The sequence below is a fragment of the Frateuria sp. GZRR35 genome (assembly GCF_051900415.1).
GTDB lineage: Bacteria > Pseudomonadota > Gammaproteobacteria > Xanthomonadales > Rhodanobacteraceae > Frateuria_A.
In genome coordinates, this window is sequence record NZ_JBHZGL010000011.1 from 87,296 (window position 1) to 104,814 (window position 17,519).

Sequence of the window (17,519 nt, forward strand, 5' to 3'; positions counted from 1 at the left end):
CAGTTCATGCGCAGGCAGGCACTGCGGCGATGCGCGGTTGCGTGCCGCCTTTGGCATTGACGGAGCGCCCTGCCCGCGGCGCGTGACCCTCCGGTCGCGCGCACTCTCCCTTTCCCACCCCGTTCCCGCTCTGCCCGTGGCAGGGCGCTGCCGGGTTGTCCCCGACAGGAGTGCGTATGGCTGACATTGCGATCATTGGTGGAGGCGCCGCGGGCGCCTCGCTTTTCGGCGAACTGCTACGGCGCGGCACGCGCGTGCATTGGATCACTGGCGACCGGCCGGTGGCCGGGCGGGGCGTGGCCTATGCCACCGGCAGCGACCGGCACCTGCTCAACGTGCGTGCGCACGCGATGGGTCTGTTCGCGGGCAGCGATGGGGAGTTCCAGCAATTCGCCGCGCAGCAGGTCGACGGCGTTGGCGCGGACGATTTCCTGCCGCGGCGCCTGTTCGGGGACTTCATCGAGGCGCAGGTGCGAGCGTGCACGGACCAGGCGCTGCAACAGGGCCGGCATGTCCAGATCCATGGCGAGGATGCAGTGCAGCTCGAACCGCTGTGCGATGGCGGTTACGCAGTGCGCCTGGCCAGCGGCGTGCTGATCAAGGCCGACGCGGTGGTGCTGGCGCTGGGTGCGCTGGCGCCGCGGCCGCTGAAGGCGGTGTCGCGCGAGGCGCTGCAGAGCGGCGCCTATGTGCTCGATCCCTGGCGGATCGCGCGGCAGGAACCGGCGCCGCGCCGCGTGCTGGTGATCGGCACCGGCCTCACGGCGGTCGACACGTTGCTTTCCGCTGCCGAGCGCTGGCCGGCCGCCGAATTGGTGGCGCTGTCGCGCCACGGGCGATTCCCGTTCGAGCACACCGCGCTGCCGTCGGCGCCGTACGCGCGGCAGTCAGCGCTCAATACCGCGCTGCTTGCCTGCGACAGCCCGCTGGCCATGCTCAGGCAGGTGCACGCCGCCATCGAAGCGACGCCACACACCGACTGGCGCAGCCTGCTCGACGGCATGCGACCGATCAATGCGCGCCTGTGGCGGCGGCTGGATGGGAAGCAACGGCGGCAGTTCCTGCGCCACCTGCGCTGGCTGTGGGAAGCGGCACGCCATCGCGTCGCGCCAGCCTCCGCCAGGGCGCTGGACGCGATGCGTGAACAAGGTCGACTACAGGTACACGCGGCGCGCGTGCTGGGCGTCGACGGGCACGGGCCGCTGCAGGTCAGTGTGCGCCACCGCGCCACGCAGCAGTTGGACACGTTGCGCGCGGACCTGGTGATCCAGGCCACCGGGCTGGACACCGCCGTCGCGTTCACCGAGCACACGCTACTTTCGCGATTGCTGCGCGATGGGCTGGCCACGCCCGATCCGCTGCAGCTGGGCGTGGCCGCGCATCCGGACGGCCAATTGCTCAACGCCCGTGGCGAGTTGCAGGTAGGGCTGTACGCGATCGGCGCGTTGCTGCGCGGGAACCTGTGGGAGTGCAGCGCAATGGCCGAGATCCGCGTGGCTGCGCAGCAACTGGCTCGCCGGCTGGCGGCGGCGGATGCGCAGCCATCACGCGAAAGTGCCATGGCTGCGCGCCCCGCCATAGCCCCGTAGGGTGGGCTTCAGCCCACCGATGTTCGGACTGAGAGCCGTGGGCTGAAGCCCACCCTCGGAGCGTCACACCATGGCGGCCCTGGCCGCCTCGGCCAGCCACTGCATCGCACCACGCCAGGGCCCGGGGCCGTGGCTGATGCGCGCCACGCCGAGGTCGGCAAGGCGCGCCCGAGCGGGTACACCGGGCGTGACCATGACGTTGACCGGCAGTGGCGAGGCTTCGGCCAGGCGGGCAATCAGGTGTTCGGCAACCACGCCGGGGACGAACAGCCCGCTCGCGCCAGCGTCAGCGTAGGCACGGGCGCGCTTCAGTGCATCCTCGACCATCGCCATGTCGTGCTCGGCGGCGGGTTTCTGGAAGAACACGTCCGTGCGCGCGTTGATGAACATCGCCACGCCGCACTCGTCTGCCGCCGTGCGCGCGGCGGCGAGACGCTGGACTTGCGCGGCGGTATCGCGCAGGTGGCCGTTGGCGGGAAAACTGTCTTCCAGGTTGCAACCGACCGCACCGCCGCGCAGCGCCGCGGCGACGGCGGCGCCGACTTCGTCGGGCGCTTCGCCGTACCCGCTTTCCAGGTCGATCGTCACCGGCTGCGTGACCGCGCCGACGATGCGGCGCAGGTTATCCAGGGCGAGCGGGAACGGCATGTGTTCGCCATCCTCGAAACCATTCGCGCCCGCGACCGACCAGCTGCCGGTGGCGATCGCCGCGGCGCCGGCCTGGGCGACTACGCGCGCGCTGCCAGCGTCCCAGGCGTTGAACAGCACCAGCGGCTGGCCTTTCACGTGTAGGGAATGGAACAGCCGGGCCTTGTCGTTCTGCGAAGTCATTTGTCACTCCATCGAGGGTCGCACGCGGCGTGCATTGGATGGGAAGCCGCGCATGCGTGGGGAGGGGAGCCGCACCGCCGGGTCCGGCGGCGCGGTCCAGGGCCGGCATCACGCCGGCTTCGACGCCATGGCGGAGGCGTGCGCCTCCTTCAGCTTGACGGCGCAGTCGTCGCAACAGACCTCAACGGTCTGTCCGCCGATCCGCACCTGGATGGCGTTTTCGTCCAGCGGGTAATCGCACGCGGCGCAGGTTCGCTCGCTCATGTCAGATCCTCCTAGCTATTGTCGAAGGGCCCGTCCATTCGTTTTCGGGTAACCACAACGCGCTCGGGACCACGGTGAGGGATTGCGCGCAACGAAGGCCGGGTGTCGCCCGGGCTGGGAGTGATCAGTAGACCCCGGGCGCGCTGCGGCGGCTGTCGAAAACTTTAGCGATCAGCGATGCATCGCGATCTGCCGGAACTCGCTGGGCGTGCGCCCGTACATCTTCTGGAAGGCAGCGCTGAAGTGGCTGTGACTGGAGAAACCCAGATCCACGCCCAGCGCGGCGAGGTCGTCGTAGTCGCGCAACAGGTCCAGCGCGCGCGCCAGGCGCAGGCGCAACTGGTAACGGTACAACGGCACGCCCTCGACCTGGCGGAAGCTCTGGGTGAGGTAGACCGCCGACACGCCGACTTCCGCCGCCACCTCGGCCAGCGTCCAGCGCCGCGCCAGGTCGCTCGAAAGCACCAGCTTGGCGCGGTCGACCAGCCGCTGGCGGCCGTGGCTGGAGGCGGCCGCGTGGGTGGTGCGCGGCGCGAGGGCGCGGTGCACCAGGGTCAGCGTCAGGCTCTCGCCCTCCAACGGCTCGGCGACGCCCTCGCGCAGCGAGTGGCGCAGCAGCGCCACCAGCGCCTGCGCCCGCGGATCGATGCGCAAGCGCGATTGGCGAAAGCGCAGCGGCTCGTCCGGATACACCAGCTCGGCCGGCGCGATCTCGCGCAGCAGCCCCTCGTCCAGCGTCATCGACAGGCTGGCATCCCCGCCCGGATTCGGATGGCTGACCTGGTAGTCCTCGCCCGCGTTGAAGAACAGCACCTGGCTGGCATCGGCCACCGCATCGTCGCTGCCGACATGCCGCACGTAGGTGCCGCGATAGGGAAAGACCAGGTGCGTGCGGCTGGTGCGCTCGACCTCGCCCCTGTGCCTGCAGGTGCCCGCACAGATCACGTCGCGCACGTCGACCAGCGGGGTCGAGAGCAGGCTGTGAATCTGGAAATCCGGCATGGCGCGCGCCGCGGCGGGAAGGTCCGCAGATTACCGCGCCCTTCCAGTGCTTCGCGACAACGGCCCGGATCAGCCACGACCCACGGTCACCCGCACCACCGCAAGGCCCGCGCCGCACCTCAACGTTCCGACCCGGCTTTCTTGATTTTCCGCTGTAGTGCCTGGACGAAGATCAGGTCGCCCGCTCGATCGGCCATCTCGCCCTCGCCGACAGACAGCAACCGGGTTTCGTACTGCTTCAACGCGACGAGCAGATAAGCGGATTCCTTCTCCGTGAGTTCGATCGTTCTCATGGCACGCGCCGGGTCATGGCGCATGAGAGTGCCATGACGCCGCCGGCTGCACAGCCATGGCCCTAGAGACTGGAAAGGTAGGCCGCCAGCGCCTGCACGTCGTCGTCGTCCAGTGTGCGGGCCACGCCTTCCATGATCCGTGTGTTGCTGGTGCCGGGCTGGATGCCGTTGCGGAAGTCGCTCAGCCGCTTGGTGAGGTAGATCGCCGACTGCCCGCGCAGGCGCGGAATGGTCGACCAGGGCGGGTGCGGCGAGCGGACCGGCTGCACGCGGGGTCCGAGCGCGTCGCTGCCGTGGCAGCCCTGGCACGGCGGGATGCCGCGGTCCGGGTCGCCGGTCAGGAACAACTGCGCGCCCCGTGCGCTGTGGTCGGCCGCGCCGGCGGGCTTGGGCGCGAGCGAGGCGAAGTGGCTGGCGAGATCGCGCATGTCGGTGTCGCCGAGCGGCGCGGCCTGCCCGCTCATGATGGGGTCGCTACGCTGGCCCTGGTGGAACGCCTTCAGTTGCACGTACAGGTAGGTCGCCGACTGCCCGGCGAGGTTGGGAAAGTTGGGCGCGATGGCGATGCCCTGCAGGCCGTGGCAGGCCGCGCACACGGTCGCCTTGGTGGCGCCGGCGCTCGCGTCGCCCTGAATGGGCGTTTGTCCACGCAGGTCGAGGAACGCCGACGACGCAGCGGCGGGCGCGGCGGCCGGCGCCGCTTCGGCCTGGGCCTGGGCCTGGGCGTGCGCGGAAAGCGAAAGGCTGACGAGCGCCAAGATAGAAAGCAGCGGGAGCAGTGGATGGTTCATGCGGATGCCCTCACAGCTTGATGCTGAGCATGGCGCCGACCAGCGTGACGCGGTAATGCAGCTGCGGGCCGCGGTCGGTGTAGACGCGGTGGTCGTAGACCAGCGTGTCGTCGAAGCCCAGGTAGTGCCAGTCGAGGAAGCTGCCGCTCTGGTAGCGGCCGAACAGTCGCACGCCGACGTTCTGCGTCACCGGGAAGCTCAGGCCCGCGTCGAAGGTGCTCGAGCGGTAGTGGTTGTCGGGGAAGGCGCCGGTGAGCAGCGGCGCGGCGTCGGGAAACGTCAGCGCGCCGGGCGAGGCGAGGTCGTAGTCGAGCTGCGAGAGCGACTGGGTGTAGTTCCAGGCCAGGTCCAGCTTCACCCGCCCGAAGTCGTGCGCGAAGGTGATGCCGGCGTTGTAGTCGCGTTCGCGGTCCAGGTCGTGCCAGTAGTTTTCCAGTGGATAGAGCGGTCCGCCGAAAGTGGGATCGTCGCGGCCGACGCCGCCCACGACCGATTCGTTGTCGGCCACGTTGGCGAGCTTGAGCTTCGTGGTTTCGGCGCCGACGTAGACGCTGGCGTTGGTGTTCGGCCCCGGCTGCCAGTCCCACTCGCCGGTGAAGCCGGTGCTGCGCGTGTCCTGCCGCCCGACCAGCGCGTCGTACTGGTCGCGGCTGCCGTAGAAGGTCGCCGAGACGGTGCTGGTGTCGCCCAGCGGGTAGATCAGGATCACCCGCGCCTTGGTTTCCTTGCGGTCGCTTATGTCGTACTTGCGCATGGCGTCGACGGTGAACGCGGGCGGCGGGATGCCTCCGGCGTTGACGAAGCCCGGCAGGGACTTCGAGTAGTAGGCCTCGTACGGGTCGTAGTTGTACCTGCCGCCGCTGCGGTCGCCGTACTCGAAACTCGCCCGCAGCGTGGCATCGCCCAGCGAGCGACTGACCCAGGAGAGCTTGATGCGCTGCTCGTCCAGCCGCGTGCGTTCGCGGTGGCGTGGCTGGTTGTGGTCGAAGGTGTAGACCAGGCTGAGCGAGTCGGACTCCCCGACGTTCCAGTCGGCACCGAGCTCCAGCAGCGTGTCGCGGTAGCCGAACGGCACGCTGGCGATCTGCACGTTGGAGGTCGCGTAGTAGCCGTTGTCGAAGATGCCCGTCTCGCCCGGCACCACGCTGCCCTGCGCGCCGTTCTCGGAGATGTAGCCGTACTGCCCGGTGAGCGGGTTGTAGGCGAGGTAGCGGGTCTTGTTGTCCTCGTCGTAGTAGCGCAGCTCCGCGTGCCAGCCGAAGTTGCGACCGGGGTGGAAGGTGAGCTTGGCATCGAACAACTGCGTGTCGATGCGCGCGTTGGCATGCGTGCGCGAGAGCGCCGCGGGCGTGTTCCACAGGTCGCACGGAATCAGTTGCTGCAGCGGCCCGGCGGCGAAGCCCAGCGTGCCGGTGCAGTTGACCGGCGGCAGCAGGGCGTCGTCCTGGCGCATGGTGCCGTAGGCGGCGGCCAGCGAAAGTTCGCCGCGCCACTTCAGTTCGCGCGAGATTTCAAGGCGCAGGTTGTGGTAGTCGTTGTCCGGTTCGAGCGAGTACTCGCCGTTGATCACCGGCGCGACGTTGGGTACGCCGATCACGTTGGTGATCAGGAACGGGTTCTGGTAGTCCAGGTAGCTCTTGTGGTCGCGGAAGAACGAGCCGCTGTAGAGCGCGTTGAAGTGCCACAGCTTGCCGACGCGGCGCAGGCCGATGTTGATGTCGGTGGTGGTGAAGTCGATCGGCCGGACCGTTTCCATGATGCCGCCGTCGCCGCCGAAAGCGGATCCCCCCGTGTCGAAGAACGGGAAATTGAAGAACATCGGACCGCCCCACAGCCGCGTACCGTCGCGTTTCTCGCTGGTGATCGAGGCGAAGCCGGTCCAGTCGCGGTAGAGCTCGCCCTCCAGGCTCAGCCCGGTGCGCGTGCGGGTCAGCGCGATGGTGCGTCGGGGCGCGCTGGCAGAGGCCTGCTGCACGGCCGCGATGGTGCTGCCGCCCGGCGTGAGGCCGGGGACCAGGGTGAGATTGCTGCTGCCGATGCCCTCCCAGATCGGGAAGGCGCTGGTCGACACCGTATGCGGAATGTCGCGGTAGAACGCCTGGAACTTGTAGTGCCCGTAGCGGCCGGCGCGCAGCCGGTAGTACTGGTCGTTGCTACTGATCCGGCTGCCGCGGAATTCCACGTAGCTGCCGGTCTTCGGATTGTCGAAGCCCAGCGCGAGCAGACCCAGCGCGGCGCCGTTCTTCCAGTCGGTGTACTGGCGGAAGAACTCCGCGTCGCGGTCGCCGCCGAGGTGGATGTAGCCCAGTTGCAGCAGGCCCCAATAGGTCCAGTCGCCACTCTGCCCCAGCGGCTTGCCGGCGAGGTCGTACGGGTACGGATAGAGCGCGCCGCTGGGCGTGCGCAGCATGTCCGGATGCAGCCACGACATGCCGTCCGGATCGGGCGTCATCAGCGGCGACCAGCCGCGCGGGTCGAGCCCGTTGCCGTACTGCATGTCGCCCACGCGCATGGTGTCGCTGCTGTCGCTGGCGTGCGCCAGTGGCGCGCCAGCCAGCAGCGCGAGGAGGATGGCGCGGGACATCGGATGGACGGTGCACATGGCGTGGCTCCTCCCCCGTGGTCGTCCTATTTGTGGAAACGCGAGCCCGAGGGGTTGTTCGAGCCGTGGATGTTGGTGTGGCAGGTGAGGCAGGCGCGGCCCATCAGGCGCTCATCCGGGTTCGGCCCGCGGCCGAGGTTGGTCGGCACCTGCAGGTCGTTCGGATGGCGGGTCATGGTGTGGCACTGCTGGCACAGCATCGGCACGGGCGCGACCAGCAGGGTCTGCTGGTTGGAGCCGTGCGGGTCGTGGCAGTTGAGGCAGCTCTCGCGCACCGGCGCGTGCTCGAACAGGAACGGGCCGCGCTTCTCGGCGTGGCAGCCGTAGCAGGTCTCGTTGACCGTGTCGGTCTTGAGCAGCGGGCGGGTCAGCGTGCCGTGCGGATTGTGGCAGTCGGTGCAGGCCATCTGCCCTTCCGGCAGCGGCATGTGCGAGCGCCGATTGAACTTGGCCATGATGTCCTTGTGGCAGGTGGCGCAGACCTCGTTGATCGAGGGCTTGGCCAGCACGCCCTCGGGCGAGAGGCGTGCCATCGGGTTGTGGCAGTCGGCGCAGGAGAGCCCGCGCGACTCATGCACCGAACCGAGCCAGTGCTGGCGCGCGCCGCCGGCGTGGCAGCCCAGGCAGACCGTGGTCTGGGTGTGCACGTCGGTCTTGGCGTCGTGGGTGAAGGCGATGATCGCGCCGGGTTCGGTCGGGTTTTTCGCGTGCTCGGAACCGGGGCCGTGACAGCTTTCGCACGCCGCCTGCGGACCGCTGCGGGCGGCGCCGGCATTGAACGCCTGGACGTGCAGCGAGTGCGCGGCGTGCATGGCCTCGAGCGAATGGCAGGCGATGCAAGTTTTCGCACCGACCGGATCGGCCTCGGGCGCGAGCGGGTTGCCTGGAATGGGCGCGGCGTCGAATGGGGTGGCGGGGCCCGTCTCGACCTGGCGCAGGTGCGGGTTGTCCCTGCGGAAATCGCCGGCGCCCATGTCGGTGGCCGGCAGCATGCGCGCGATGTCGGACGGGGTCAGCGCACTGGAGGGCTGGCTTGCGGCCGGTGCCGGCGCGGCCTGCGGCGTCGATTGCGCTTCGGCTGCCGACCAGAGCACGCCGCCGAACGCCACTGCGACGGACAGCACGGCCGCGAACGAAACCGGTATGGCACGCATGGCTGGCATCCCCGATGGCTGGCGAGAACCTGCGACGCGGGCCCCTACCCCCCGACGGGAGCCCGGCACGGCGGCGCCTGCAACCGCCGCCGGAGGCCAATAGCCCCTCAGGCGTGAAGCGTGGATGCAAGCGGGTCGGACAGTTCCGGCGGCCGACGCGGGCGCCTGCCGGCGGAACCCACGGTAAGTGCGCGTTGACGGCGCCGGGGTTGCATGGGACGCGGGTCGTGCACCTGCCCTTGTAGGAGCCCGCTTGCGGGCGATGCCTTTTGGCGGGGTCCCCGGAAGAGCATCGCCCGCAAGCGGGCTCCTACAAGGGCGGCGCCAGCATGGCCAGATCGTCGGTGTGGTGGAACAGATGTTCGGGCTGCAGCCGCTGCATCGATTGCGGTGTTCCGTATCCCCAGGCGACCGCGCCGAACGCCACGCCAGCGGCGCGCGCCGCCTCGGCATCGGTGATCTGGTCGCCAATGTAGATGGCGCGCCGCGGCGGGATGCCGGTCTTTCCGAGCACGCGCGCTATGCGCCGGCGCTTGCCGAAGATCGAGGCGCCGCATTCGACGTGCGCCAGCCGTCGCCAGTGATCGTCGCCGAGGATCCGGCGGCAGTTGTCGCTGGCGTTGGAGGAAACCAGCGCGATCGCCGCGCCCCGCCGATGCAGGCTGTCCAGGGCATCGCCCACGCCATCGAACAGCCGCACGTCCGCCTCGCGCATCAGTCGCACGAAGCTGCGCGCCACCAGCGGGAGCTTCCAGCGCGGCAGGCCCACGTGCCGCATCACCTCACGTGCGGACAGCGTGCGCAGCGGCTCGATTTCCGCCGGCTGGATGCGGCGGAAGCCGTGGCGATCGGCCAGGTGGTTGTGGACGCTCACGAAGAACGGGAAGGAGTCGGCCAGCGTGCCGTCCAGGTCGAAGATGATCAGGTCGTAAGTCATGGCTGCCACCGTGGGCGGCGTGCGCGGGCACGCCGCCGATGGGAGGGTCAGGCGTTCGGCTCGCCGCAGCGGCAGGGCTGGCCGATGCCGCAGCCGCAACCGCAACCGGTCTGGCTGGCCGGGGCGGCCTGGCAACCGCAGGTGCAGGTGGCGCCGGCGCAGTTGGCGCAGCGGCAGGCGAAGGTGCCGGTGGTGTTCATGGGTGGTGTCCTCATTGGGTAGAAGGTACGTGGGTAGGGGTACGGATGCTCGATCCGTGGCGCCATTGTCCGCAGCACCCCTACCGCCGGCTTGAACCGAAGGGCTAACCTTCGCAGGTTCCCGGATAACGACGCGGAGGCCGCAATGTCCCCTGCCATGGCAGCCAGCCAGGCCGTATCCGGCCGTGCCGCAGGAGGCGTCGGCCGGGTGTTGCTGTGGAAGGGCACGAGCGTCTGGGTCGGTCGCGACACCGGCCAGGTGCAGCCGCACAGCCACCATGCCATCCAGATCACGCTCGCCGCGGCGCAACCGATCCGCATCCGCGGCGCGGGCGAAGCGGCGTGGCGCGAAACCCTGGCAGCCATCGTGATGCCCGATCGCGGGCACGTCTTCGATGGTTGCGGCCAGCCGGTGGCGATGGTGTTCGTCGAACCGGAGACGAAGGCCGGCCGCGCCTTGCTCGCGCGCCATGGCGGACACGACGTCAGCCTGCTGTCCGACGACGACGCCCTGGCCGCCCTCGCCGCCGCGTTGCACGCCGTGTTCGAGGCGCGCGGGACCGACCAGGCGCTGATCGAGGCCGCGCAGCGGGTGGTCGAGCACCTGGCAGCCACGCCCGCGGGCCCGCAAGCCGTCGACCGGCGCATCGCGGTCGTGCTGGACCGCGTGCGCGACCAGCCCGGTGCCGAACTCACGCTCGCGCAGGCAGCCGCGCTGGCGCATCTGTCGCCGAGCCGCTTCCGGCACCTGTTCGTGGCGCAGACCGGGATCTCCTTCCGCGCCTACCTGCTGTGGGCACGGGTGGGTTTCGCGGTGGCGCGCGGCCTGGGCGGCGGCTCGTGGACCGATGCCGCGCAGCAGGCCGGCTTCGCCGATTCGGCCCATTTGAGCCGCACCTGCCGACGCATGTTCGGCCTGGCGCCGACGATGCTGGTCCCCGAAGACGCCGCAGGCCGCCCGCGCAAACCCGTCGCCGCGGCGGACCCGGCCTAGGCGGGCGGTTGCCAGAGTTCGATGCGGTTGCCTTCGGGGTCCATGATCCAGCCGAACGCGCCGAACTCGCTCTGGTCCACACGCTCGTCCACCTCGACGCCCTCGGCGCGCAGCCGCTCCAGCAAACCGGCGAGGTCATCGACGCGGAAGTTGACCATGTAGGCCTGCTGGCTCGGCTGGAAGTAGGTGGTGTCGGCGGGAAACGGCGTCCACAGCAGGTAGCCCGGTCGCGAGGCGTCCTCCTGGAAACGCACACCGCCCCACGCCTCCGGTTCCATGCCCAGGTGCCGCGCGTACCACGCGGTCAGCGCGGCCGGATCGCGCGACTTGAAGAAGATCCCACCCAGTCCGATGACCTTGGCCATGTCAACTCCCCGTCCGCCGACGGCCGCGGGTGCGGCCGTTCCAGGCGTCGGAGAATAGTGCGCCACAGTCATGCGCCCCGGCCAGCCGCTGCGCGCTCCTACTGGGGGGCGACGTCACAGTTAGCCGGTCGCGTCGCGGAAGAACGCCTGCACGTGCGCCAGCTCGCGCGTGCGCGGCATCGGCGGCAGGCTGGCGAGGAACAGGCGGCCGTAGCCTTTGGTGGTCAGGCGCGGGTCGCACAGCATCAGCACGCCGCGGTCGTGCACGTCGCGGATCAGGCGGCCGGCGCCCTGCTTCAGGGCAATTGCGGCGGCGGGCACCTGCCAGCCCATGAACGGGTTGATGCCCGATTGCTCCAGCGCGTCCAGGCGTGCCTGCAGCACCGGATCGTCGGGCGCGGCGAAGGGCAGCTTGTCGATCACTACCACGCTCAACGCTTCGCCGGCGACGTCGACGCCTTCCCAGAAACTGGCCGCGCCCAGCAGCACGCCGTGGCCGCTGGCGCGGAAGTCCTCCAGCAACTGGTGACGCGGCGCGCTGCCCTGCACGAACAGCGGCCACGGCACGCGGTCGGCGAGCAGTTCGGCGGCGCGGCGCAGGGCACGGTGCGAGGTGAACAGCAGGAAGGCGCGGCCGTGCGAGGCCTCGAGCACGGGCAGCGCGGCGTCGATCACCCGTTCGGTGTGGTCGCGTGCGTTGGGATCGGGCAGGCCCGCGGGGAGATAGCACAGCGCCTGGCTGGCGTAGTCGAACGGGCTGTCCAGGTGCAGTGCCTGGGGGTCGTCCAGGCCGAGCTGGCGCGCGAAGTGGTCGAAGCTGCCGGCGACCGAGAGCGTCGCGGAGGTGTGGATCCATGCCGCGCCGGTGCGCGCGCGCATGGCGCGCAACGGCGCGGCCAGATCCAGCGGCGTGGCGTGCAGGGCAAAGCCGCGCGGGAACAGTTCGTACCAGCGCACGTCCTCGGCGCCGCCGCCTTCGACGATGCGGTCGAGTCGCTCCGTCAGCGCGGCGGCGCGCTCGTGCACGTTGGCCAGGCCGCGCGAGCGTTCCGCCTGCGAGGCGAGCAGGTCGGTAAAGGCGGCGAGCAGTTCGCCCAGATCCTGCAGGCCTTCGTGCACGGTGGCCAGCGCATCCAGTTGCTGGAACGGGCCGCGCGTGGGCAGCGCGTCCATCGCCAGGCGCAGGCGGCGCAGCGAGCCCTGCAGGGCTTCGGCCGGTTCCAGCAGCAGGCCGATCGCGCCGGTGACGCCGGTGCATTCGCGCAGGGCGTCGGCGGCCAGGTCGGCGAGCTGGCGCGCGCTCACGCTCTGCGAGAAGAACTGGCCGGCGAGCTCCGGCACCTGGTGCGCCTCGTCCAGGATGAAGGCGCTGGCGCCGGGCAGGATCTCGCCGAAGCCTTCCTGCTTGAGCGCCAGGTCGGCGAACAGCAGGTGGTGGTTGACCACCACCAGGTCCGCCTCCAATGCTTCGCGGCGCGCCTTCACCACATGGCAGTCGTCGAAGAACGGGCACTCGACGCCGAGGCAGTTCTCGGGCGTGGAGGTCACCCGCGGCCACAGCGGCGATTCCTCCGGCACCTCGGCCAGTTCCATGCGGTCGCCCGCGCGGGTGCGCGCCGACCAGGCGCGGATCGCCGCCAGCTGTGAGGCTTCCGTGCGCTCGAAGGTGCTGCCCTCGCGTACCGTCTGGTCGAGCCGGTACAGGCACAGGTAGTTCGCGCGGCCCTTGAGCAACGCCGCCTTGCCGCGCGTGCCGAGCACCGCGCGTACCTTGGGCAGGTCGCGGAAATAGAGCTGGTCCTGCAGCGCCTTGGTGCCGGTGGAGACGATCACGCGCTCGCCCGAGAGCAGCGCGGGCACCAGGTAGGCGTAGGTCTTGCCGGTGCCGGTGCCGGCCTCGGCGATGAGCGTGTCGCGGTTTGCGATGGCGTCGGCGACCGAACGCGCCATTGCCTGCTGTGCCAGGCGCGGGGCGAAGTTGGGCAGCTCGCGGGCAAACGGGCCGTCGGCGCCGAGCAGCGCGCCGATGTCGTCGGGATCGGTCATCGCGCAAGTATCGCCGAGCCGCCATGCGGACGCACTGGCGAGCGCCCTTTCGCCGGCGCACGATGGCGGCATTTCAACCCGGGAGCGGTTTGATGGGCGTCGAACTGAAGATGCTGGTATGGAGCGTGATCCTCGGCCTGGTGCAGATCGCGCTCGCGGCGATGGGCTCGATGGCCCAGCGCAGCCCGGCCTGGGCGGCCAGTGCGCGCGACAAACCGGGCGCGCCGCTCACCGGCGTGGCGGGACGGCTGGACCGGGCGCGCGGGAATTTCCTGGAGACGTTCGCGTTCTTCGCCGCGCTGGTGCTCGCGGTGATCGCGATGGGCAGGCAGGATGCGACCACGGCGCTTGGCGCGCAGCTGTATTTCTGGGCGCGGCTGGTCTACGTGCCGGTGTATGCCGCGGGGATTCCCTATCTGCGCACGCTGGTGTGGGCGGTGAGCATCGTCGGCATCGTGGTGCTGCTGGTGGCTGTGTGCGCATGAACGTCGCCACGCCAGCCACCGACGAAACGGTCGTCAGCCAGTGGTTTGGCCCGGCGTTCGGACGCCTGCACCCGCTGCTGCAGGCATTGCACCGGCGGGGCGGGCGCCTGCGCGGGCCAGTGGCGATTCGCTTCGGGCGCGGGCCGGCGGGCATGGTCGGGCGGCGCCTGGCGCGCAAATTGGGCATCCCGGGCGACGGGGGCGAACACGCGCTCGAAGTAGCCATCGCCCATCACGACGGCGCACTGCACTGGACGCGCCGATTCGACGATGGACGGGTGTTCGCATCGGTCTTCAGGCCCTACGGACGCTGGCCCGAGGGCGGCTGGATCGAGGACACCGCGGTGATCGCCCTGCTGCTCCAGGTGGATGTGATCGACGGCGGCTGGTATTGGCGCTGCGTAGGCGCGCGACGCGGCGGGCTGCGCTTGCCTCGTTGGTTGGTGCCACGCAGCCAGGCCTACAAGCGGATCGAGGACGGACGCTACCGGTTCGGCGTGAGCTTCGCGCTGCCGCTGTTCGGGGACGTGCTGGCGTATGGCGGCCTGCTGGACCTGGCCTGACGTCGGCAGCTCGCGATGGGCGCCAGATCTGCGCCGCCGTACGCGCCGAGCCCTGCGCCACGACGCCGTCAGTATCGGGGCACGCCTTCCTTGTGACAGTCCTGCACGCCCTTGCGGGCCGCCGCCACGCCGGCCTGGTCACCGGCCTGCAGGCGCATCTCCACGATCGTCTGCCAGTTACGCGCGCATAGCGGTCCCAATTGCGGGCCCAACGACCAGGAACGACGCGCGAGCCGCTCGGCGGTGGCGTAATCGTGCAGGCGGATGGCGACTTCGGCGCGGTCCTGCAGCAGGTCGGGCGAGTCCGGATTGAGCTTGAGCGCCTGGTCGAGCTTGGCCGCCGCGTCGGCGTAATGGCCGGCGCGTTCGTCCGCCTGGGCGGCATCCTGCCAGGCCGTGACGCCCGGGTCGCGCAGTGGCGCCACGTCGATGACCGACTGCTCGCGCGCGCCGGCGGCGCGGATCGCCGCGATCATGTCATGGGCGGGGACGACCGGCTTTTCTTGCTGGGGCGGAACGCTGAAGCAACCGGCAAGCAGCAGGGTGGCGAAGGCGGCGGAACCCAGGCGAAAACTTGAAACGAGGAACATCGAAGGTCTCTATTGAAGCGTGGAAGCGGCCGGCGCCGGCGTGCTGCCGTCGCTGCCGAAGAAGTCGCCGATGCGCTGCCAGAAGCAGCCTTCGGTGTCGGCCGGCAACGAGCCTGCGACGACCGGGAACTGGCGCGCCCCTTCGCATTCGGGCTGCGTCGGCTTGCCGTTGGCGGGATTGATCCAGGCCATTTCCAGGCCCTCGCCTGGCTGCGCCGAAAGCGGACGCGTCGGCAGGTGGCGGAACAAGTCCTGCCAGGCGCGCAAGCCACCGGTCGCGCCGAACAGGCCGGTCGGCTTGTTATCGTCGCGGCCCATCCAGAACACCGCCAGGCGGTCGGCGGTAAAGCCGGCGAACCAGCTGTCGCGCATGTCGTTGCTGGTGCCGGTCTTGCCGGCGGCGTTGAGCCAGGCCAGCGAGGAATCGCCCAGGCTGTGCGCGGTGCCGTACTCGGCCACCTGCTGCATCGCCCAGGTGACCAACCGCACCGCTTCCTGGTACTCGCCCTTGCCGCCCTCGACCTCGTAGCGCTTGACGGTATGACCGCTGCCATCGACCACGCCGCGTACCGCCAGCAGCGGCAGCGCATGGCCGTCGGCGGCCAGGTATTCGTAAAGCTGGGCGACCTGGAGCGGCGACATGTCCACCGCACCAATCAGCATCGACGGGCTGGGATTGATGTCGGTGAAGCCGAACGACTCCAGGAACGCCTTGACCCGCTGCACGCCGACGGCGAGGCCCAGATGGATGGTCGCCAGGTTCCACGAGTGCGCCAGCGCGTCGACCATCGGCACGAAGCCGTGCGACTGATTGTCGTCGTTTTGCGGCATCCAGGTCTTGCCGTTGGGCTGGCGCAGCATGATCGGCGAATCGTCCAGCGGCGTGCCCAGGTTCCATTGCGCCGGGTCGGTCAGCGCGACCAGGTAGACGAACGGCTTGACCAGCGAACCGATCGGCCGGCGCGCGTCCAGCGCGCGGTTGAAGCCCGGATCCCCCGGCGTCTTGCTGCCGACCACCGCCAGCACGCTGCCGGTGTCGGTGTCGGTGACCACGCCGGCCGCCTGCACCTTGTCGCCGCGCTTGCCCATGTTCTTGATGGCGGTGGTGATCGCCTGTTCGGCGTAGAGCTGTGCGGCCGGATCGAGCGTGGTGAAGATCGACAGGTTGCCCTTGCGCAGCGTCTCGTCGTCGAAATCGTTGGTGATCTGCGCGCGCACCAGCTGCATGAAGGCCGGGAAGCGGTTGTGCGGCAGTTGTGCGTTCGGGGCGATGTCCAGCGGCGCCGCCTGCGCGGCGTTGACCTGGCCGGCATCAAGCAGGCCGGTGTCGAAGAACTCCTTCAGCACCAGGTTGCGCCGCGACAGTGCGCGCTTGGGATACCGGCGCGGGTCGTAGTAGCTCGGGCCCTTGACCATGCCGACCAGCAGCGCGATCTCCTGCGGTCGCAGGTCCTCCAACCGGCGACCGAAGTAGAACTCCGCGCCCGCGGCGAAGCCGTGTACCGCCTGGTTGCCCTGCTGGCCGAGGAACACCTCGTTGATATAGGCCTCCAGGATGCGGTCCTTGGAGTAATGCGCCTCGATCAGCAGCGAGAGCAGCGCCTCGTTGAACTTGCGCACCAGGTTCTGGCTGCGGTCCAGGAAAAGGTTGCGCACCAGCTGCTGGGTCAGCGTGGAGCCGCCCTGCACCGTGTGGCCGGCACGCAGGTTGGCGAAGGCGGCGCGCAGGATCGCGCTGAAGTCCAGCCCGATGTGGTGCTTGAAGTCGCGGTCCTCGACCGCCTGCAGGCCGCTGACCAGCAGCGGCGGCACGTCGGCCAGGCGCACGATGCGGCGCTCCTCCTGCTGCGCGCCGTAGACGGTGGCGATGCGCGCCGGGTCAAGATGGGCGAGCTTGATCGGCTCGCCGCTGGCCGCTTCGGCGAGCGACTCGACCTGGCCATGGCCGAGCGTCACGCGGATGCGCTTGGGCAGCTCACCACCATCCGGGCCGGCGTAGCCGCGTGAGGAGATGACGTAGCGGCTGCCGCTGCGCGTCCAGGTGCCAGGCACCTTGCCCGCGCCATCGTGGCTGTAGCCGGCGAAGGTCAGCTCCAGCTCCAGCGCGGAGGGCGACATCGGCACGCTGGGAGCCAGCGTGAGCGGACGCGCGTACACGCGCGTGGGCACGGCGAATACGAGGTCGTTGAAGCGGTCCTGCACGCGCTTGTTGAGGATCAGCGTGTACGGCAGCACGAAGCCCAGCCCCACGCCGAGCGCGACCCAGAACGGGATGCGCAGCCAGCGCCAGCTGTGGCGCGCGAACACGCCCATGCGAGAAGTCAGTGCCAAGGTCGGGAACCAGGATCCAAGGTGGGCTCCGATGATAGGGCGTGCCACCCCGCGCGCATCTGAACGTCAAGGGCGATACGTGGCAGGCCGATGGCGCGGTTATGGCTGCGAGGTGGCGTGCGATGGTTGCGCGCAGGGAGGGGAGTTATCGGCAAGACTTCCCCCATCCGCCCTTCGGGCATCTTCCCCCGCGCGGCGGGGGAAGGACCAAAGTCGCAGCGCCCGTTCCCGAGCCTTCCCCCGCACAGCGAGGAAAGGACCAAAGTCGCAGCCCCCGTTCCCAAGCCTTCCCCCCGCACGGCGAGGGAAGGACCAACGTCGCAGCGCCCGTTCCCGAGCCTTCCCCCGCGAAGGCGGGGGAAGGTGCCGACAGGCGGATGGGGGCGCTTTTGGGCCGGATGCATGACTGGGCTTTTTACAAGGCTCTCCCCATCCGCCCATCGGCACCCCTCTCGCGCAGCCGGGTAGGCTCAGGCGCTCTG

General features: G+C 69.8%; 17 protein-coding genes. 4 read left to right on the plus strand and 13 right to left on the minus strand.

The window, feature by feature from the left end:
- Positions 1–176 precede the first annotated feature (176 nt).
- Entirely contained in the window at positions 177–1,589 is a 1,413-nt protein-coding gene (locus ACFWZ3_RS13260) for an FAD/NAD(P)-binding protein (protein WP_439708190.1), read from the plus strand.
- 63 nt (positions 1,590–1,652) lie between these two features.
- Here ACFWZ3_RS13260 and ACFWZ3_RS13265 read toward each other — a convergent pair whose 3' ends face one another.
- The 9 genes from ACFWZ3_RS13265 to ACFWZ3_RS13305 all read right to left on the minus strand — a co-directional run bounded on the left by ACFWZ3_RS13265 (position 1,653) and on the right by ACFWZ3_RS13305 (position 9,663).
- The gene (locus ACFWZ3_RS13265) at positions 1,653–2,420 is read right to left on the minus strand and encodes an isocitrate lyase/PEP mutase family protein (protein WP_439708191.1); all 768 of its coding nucleotides are present in this window, start codon (positions 2,418–2,420) and stop codon (positions 1,653–1,655) included.
- Between the two features lie 108 nt (positions 2,421–2,528).
- Entirely contained in the window at positions 2,529–2,684 is a 156-nt protein-coding gene (locus tag ACFWZ3_RS13270) for a hypothetical protein (RefSeq protein ID WP_231323874.1), read from the minus strand.
- Positions 2,685–2,855: 171 nt separating this feature from the next.
- Positions 2,856–3,686, minus strand: a complete 831-nt coding sequence (locus tag ACFWZ3_RS13275) for a helix-turn-helix domain-containing protein (RefSeq protein WP_439708192.1) — start codon at positions 3,684–3,686, stop codon at positions 2,856–2,858.
- A 119-nt stretch (positions 3,687–3,805) separates the two neighbouring features.
- Positions 3,806–3,979: a hypothetical protein gene (locus tag ACFWZ3_RS13280; RefSeq protein ID WP_439708193.1), complete on the minus strand. Its 174-nt coding sequence runs from the start codon at positions 3,977–3,979 to the stop codon at positions 3,806–3,808.
- Positions 3,980–4,041: 62 nt separating this feature from the next.
- A complete protein-coding gene (locus ACFWZ3_RS13285; protein ID WP_439708194.1) occupies positions 4,042–4,770 on the minus strand; it encodes a c-type cytochrome in 729 nt (242 codons plus the stop codon).
- Between the two features lie 10 nt (positions 4,771–4,780).
- Positions 4,781–7,372, minus strand: a complete 2,592-nt coding sequence (locus tag ACFWZ3_RS13290) for an MtrB/PioB family outer membrane beta-barrel protein (protein ID WP_439708195.1) — start codon at positions 7,370–7,372, stop codon at positions 4,781–4,783.
- A 26-nt stretch (positions 7,373–7,398) separates the two neighbouring features.
- Positions 7,399–8,526, minus strand: coding sequence for a DmsE family decaheme c-type cytochrome (locus ACFWZ3_RS13295; protein WP_439708196.1), 1,128 nt, complete (start codon positions 8,524–8,526; stop codon positions 7,399–7,401).
- Between the two features lie 310 nt (positions 8,527–8,836).
- Entirely contained in the window at positions 8,837–9,463 is a 627-nt protein-coding gene (locus ACFWZ3_RS13300; RefSeq protein ID WP_439708197.1) for an HAD hydrolase-like protein, read from the minus strand.
- Positions 9,464–9,510: 47 nt separating this feature from the next.
- Positions 9,511–9,663 (minus strand): hypothetical protein, encoded by a 153-nt coding sequence (locus ACFWZ3_RS13305; protein WP_439708198.1) that lies wholly within the window; start codon positions 9,661–9,663, stop codon positions 9,511–9,513.
- 145 nt (positions 9,664–9,808) lie between these two features.
- Here ACFWZ3_RS13305 and ACFWZ3_RS13310 point away from each other — a divergent pair, with 145 nt between their 5' ends.
- Complete coding sequence (locus tag ACFWZ3_RS13310) at positions 9,809–10,657, plus strand: helix-turn-helix domain-containing protein (protein ID WP_439708199.1); 849 nt, start codon at positions 9,809–9,811, stop codon at positions 10,655–10,657.
- Here the strand turns inward: ACFWZ3_RS13310 and ACFWZ3_RS13315 are convergent.
- Together ACFWZ3_RS13315 and ACFWZ3_RS13320 are read right to left on the minus strand one after the other, a co-directional pair.
- Complete coding sequence (locus ACFWZ3_RS13315; RefSeq protein WP_209616806.1) at positions 10,654–11,022, minus strand: VOC family protein; 369 nt, start codon at positions 11,020–11,022, stop codon at positions 10,654–10,656. The two genes, ACFWZ3_RS13310 and ACFWZ3_RS13315, sit on opposite strands and share 4 nt — an antisense overlap.
- 120 nt (positions 11,023–11,142) lie before the next feature.
- On the minus strand, positions 11,143–13,068 hold the full coding sequence (locus tag ACFWZ3_RS13320; RefSeq protein WP_439708200.1) for an ATP-dependent DNA helicase: 1,926 nt from the start codon (positions 13,066–13,068) through the stop codon (positions 11,143–11,145).
- 92 nt (positions 13,069–13,160) lie between these two features.
- Between ACFWZ3_RS13320 and ACFWZ3_RS13325 the strand changes: the two genes are divergently transcribed.
- Positions 13,161–13,553: an MAPEG family protein gene (locus ACFWZ3_RS13325; RefSeq protein WP_439708201.1), complete on the plus strand. Its 393-nt coding sequence runs from the start codon at positions 13,161–13,163 to the stop codon at positions 13,551–13,553.
- Positions 13,550–14,116, plus strand: a complete 567-nt coding sequence (locus ACFWZ3_RS13330; RefSeq protein ID WP_439708202.1) for a DUF4166 domain-containing protein — start codon at positions 13,550–13,552, stop codon at positions 14,114–14,116. The genes ACFWZ3_RS13325 and ACFWZ3_RS13330 overlap by 4 nt, the downstream gene beginning before the upstream one ends.
- A 68-nt stretch (positions 14,117–14,184) precedes the next feature.
- Here the strand turns inward: ACFWZ3_RS13330 and ACFWZ3_RS13335 are convergent, their stop codons facing one another.
- The gene (locus ACFWZ3_RS13335) at positions 14,185–14,706 is read right to left on the minus strand and encodes a tetratricopeptide repeat protein (RefSeq protein ID WP_439708203.1); all 522 of its coding nucleotides are present in this window, start codon (positions 14,704–14,706) and stop codon (positions 14,185–14,187) included.
- A 9-nt stretch (positions 14,707–14,715) separates the two neighbouring features.
- The gene (gene mrcB, locus ACFWZ3_RS13340; protein WP_439708233.1) at positions 14,716–17,019 is read right to left on the minus strand and encodes a penicillin-binding protein 1B; all 2,304 of its coding nucleotides are present in this window, start codon (positions 17,017–17,019) and stop codon (positions 14,716–14,718) included.
- Between the last annotated feature and the right edge of the window lie 500 nt (positions 17,020–17,519).

Excerpts from the sequence above, each read along its gene's own strand:
- ACFWZ3_RS13260 (WP_439708190.1), top strand. The coding sequence starts at position 177 with ATGGCTGACATTGCGATCATTGGTGGAGGCGCCGCGGGCGCCTCGCTT.
- ACFWZ3_RS13265 (WP_439708191.1), bottom strand. The coding sequence starts at position 2,420 with ATGACTTCGCAGAACGACAAGGCCCGGCTGTTCCATTCCCTACACGTG.
- ACFWZ3_RS13270 (WP_231323874.1), bottom strand. The coding sequence starts at position 2,684 with ATGAGCGAGCGAACCTGCGCCGCGTGCGATTACCCGCTGGACGAAAAC.
- ACFWZ3_RS13275 (WP_439708192.1), bottom strand. The coding sequence starts at position 3,686 with ATGCCGGATTTCCAGATTCACAGCCTGCTCTCGACCCCGCTGGTCGAC.
- ACFWZ3_RS13280 (WP_439708193.1), bottom strand. The coding sequence starts at position 3,979 with ATGAGAACGATCGAACTCACGGAGAAGGAATCCGCTTATCTGCTCGTC.
- ACFWZ3_RS13285 (WP_439708194.1), bottom strand. The coding sequence starts at position 4,770 with ATGAACCATCCACTGCTCCCGCTGCTTTCTATCTTGGCGCTCGTCAGC.
- ACFWZ3_RS13290 (WP_439708195.1), bottom strand. The coding sequence starts at position 7,372 with ATGTGCACCGTCCATCCGATGTCCCGCGCCATCCTCCTCGCGCTGCTG.
- ACFWZ3_RS13295 (WP_439708196.1), bottom strand. The coding sequence starts at position 8,526 with ATGCGTGCCATACCGGTTTCGTTCGCGGCCGTGCTGTCCGTCGCAGTG.
- ACFWZ3_RS13300 (WP_439708197.1), bottom strand. The coding sequence starts at position 9,463 with ATGACTTACGACCTGATCATCTTCGACCTGGACGGCACGCTGGCCGAC.
- ACFWZ3_RS13305 (WP_439708198.1), bottom strand. The coding sequence starts at position 9,663 with ATGAACACCACCGGCACCTTCGCCTGCCGCTGCGCCAACTGCGCCGGC.
- ACFWZ3_RS13310 (WP_439708199.1), top strand. The coding sequence starts at position 9,809 with ATGTCCCCTGCCATGGCAGCCAGCCAGGCCGTATCCGGCCGTGCCGCA.
- ACFWZ3_RS13315 (WP_209616806.1), bottom strand. The coding sequence starts at position 11,022 with ATGGCCAAGGTCATCGGACTGGGTGGGATCTTCTTCAAGTCGCGCGAT.
- ACFWZ3_RS13320 (WP_439708200.1), bottom strand. The coding sequence starts at position 13,068 with ATGACCGATCCCGACGACATCGGCGCGCTGCTCGGCGCCGACGGCCCG.
- ACFWZ3_RS13325 (WP_439708201.1), top strand. The coding sequence starts at position 13,161 with ATGGGCGTCGAACTGAAGATGCTGGTATGGAGCGTGATCCTCGGCCTG.
- ACFWZ3_RS13330 (WP_439708202.1), top strand. The coding sequence starts at position 13,550 with ATGAACGTCGCCACGCCAGCCACCGACGAAACGGTCGTCAGCCAGTGG.
- ACFWZ3_RS13335 (WP_439708203.1), bottom strand. The coding sequence starts at position 14,706 with ATGTTCCTCGTTTCAAGTTTTCGCCTGGGTTCCGCCGCCTTCGCCACC.
- mrcB (WP_439708233.1), bottom strand. The coding sequence starts at position 17,019 with ATGGGCGTGTTCGCGCGCCACAGCTGGCGCTGGCTGCGCATCCCGTTC.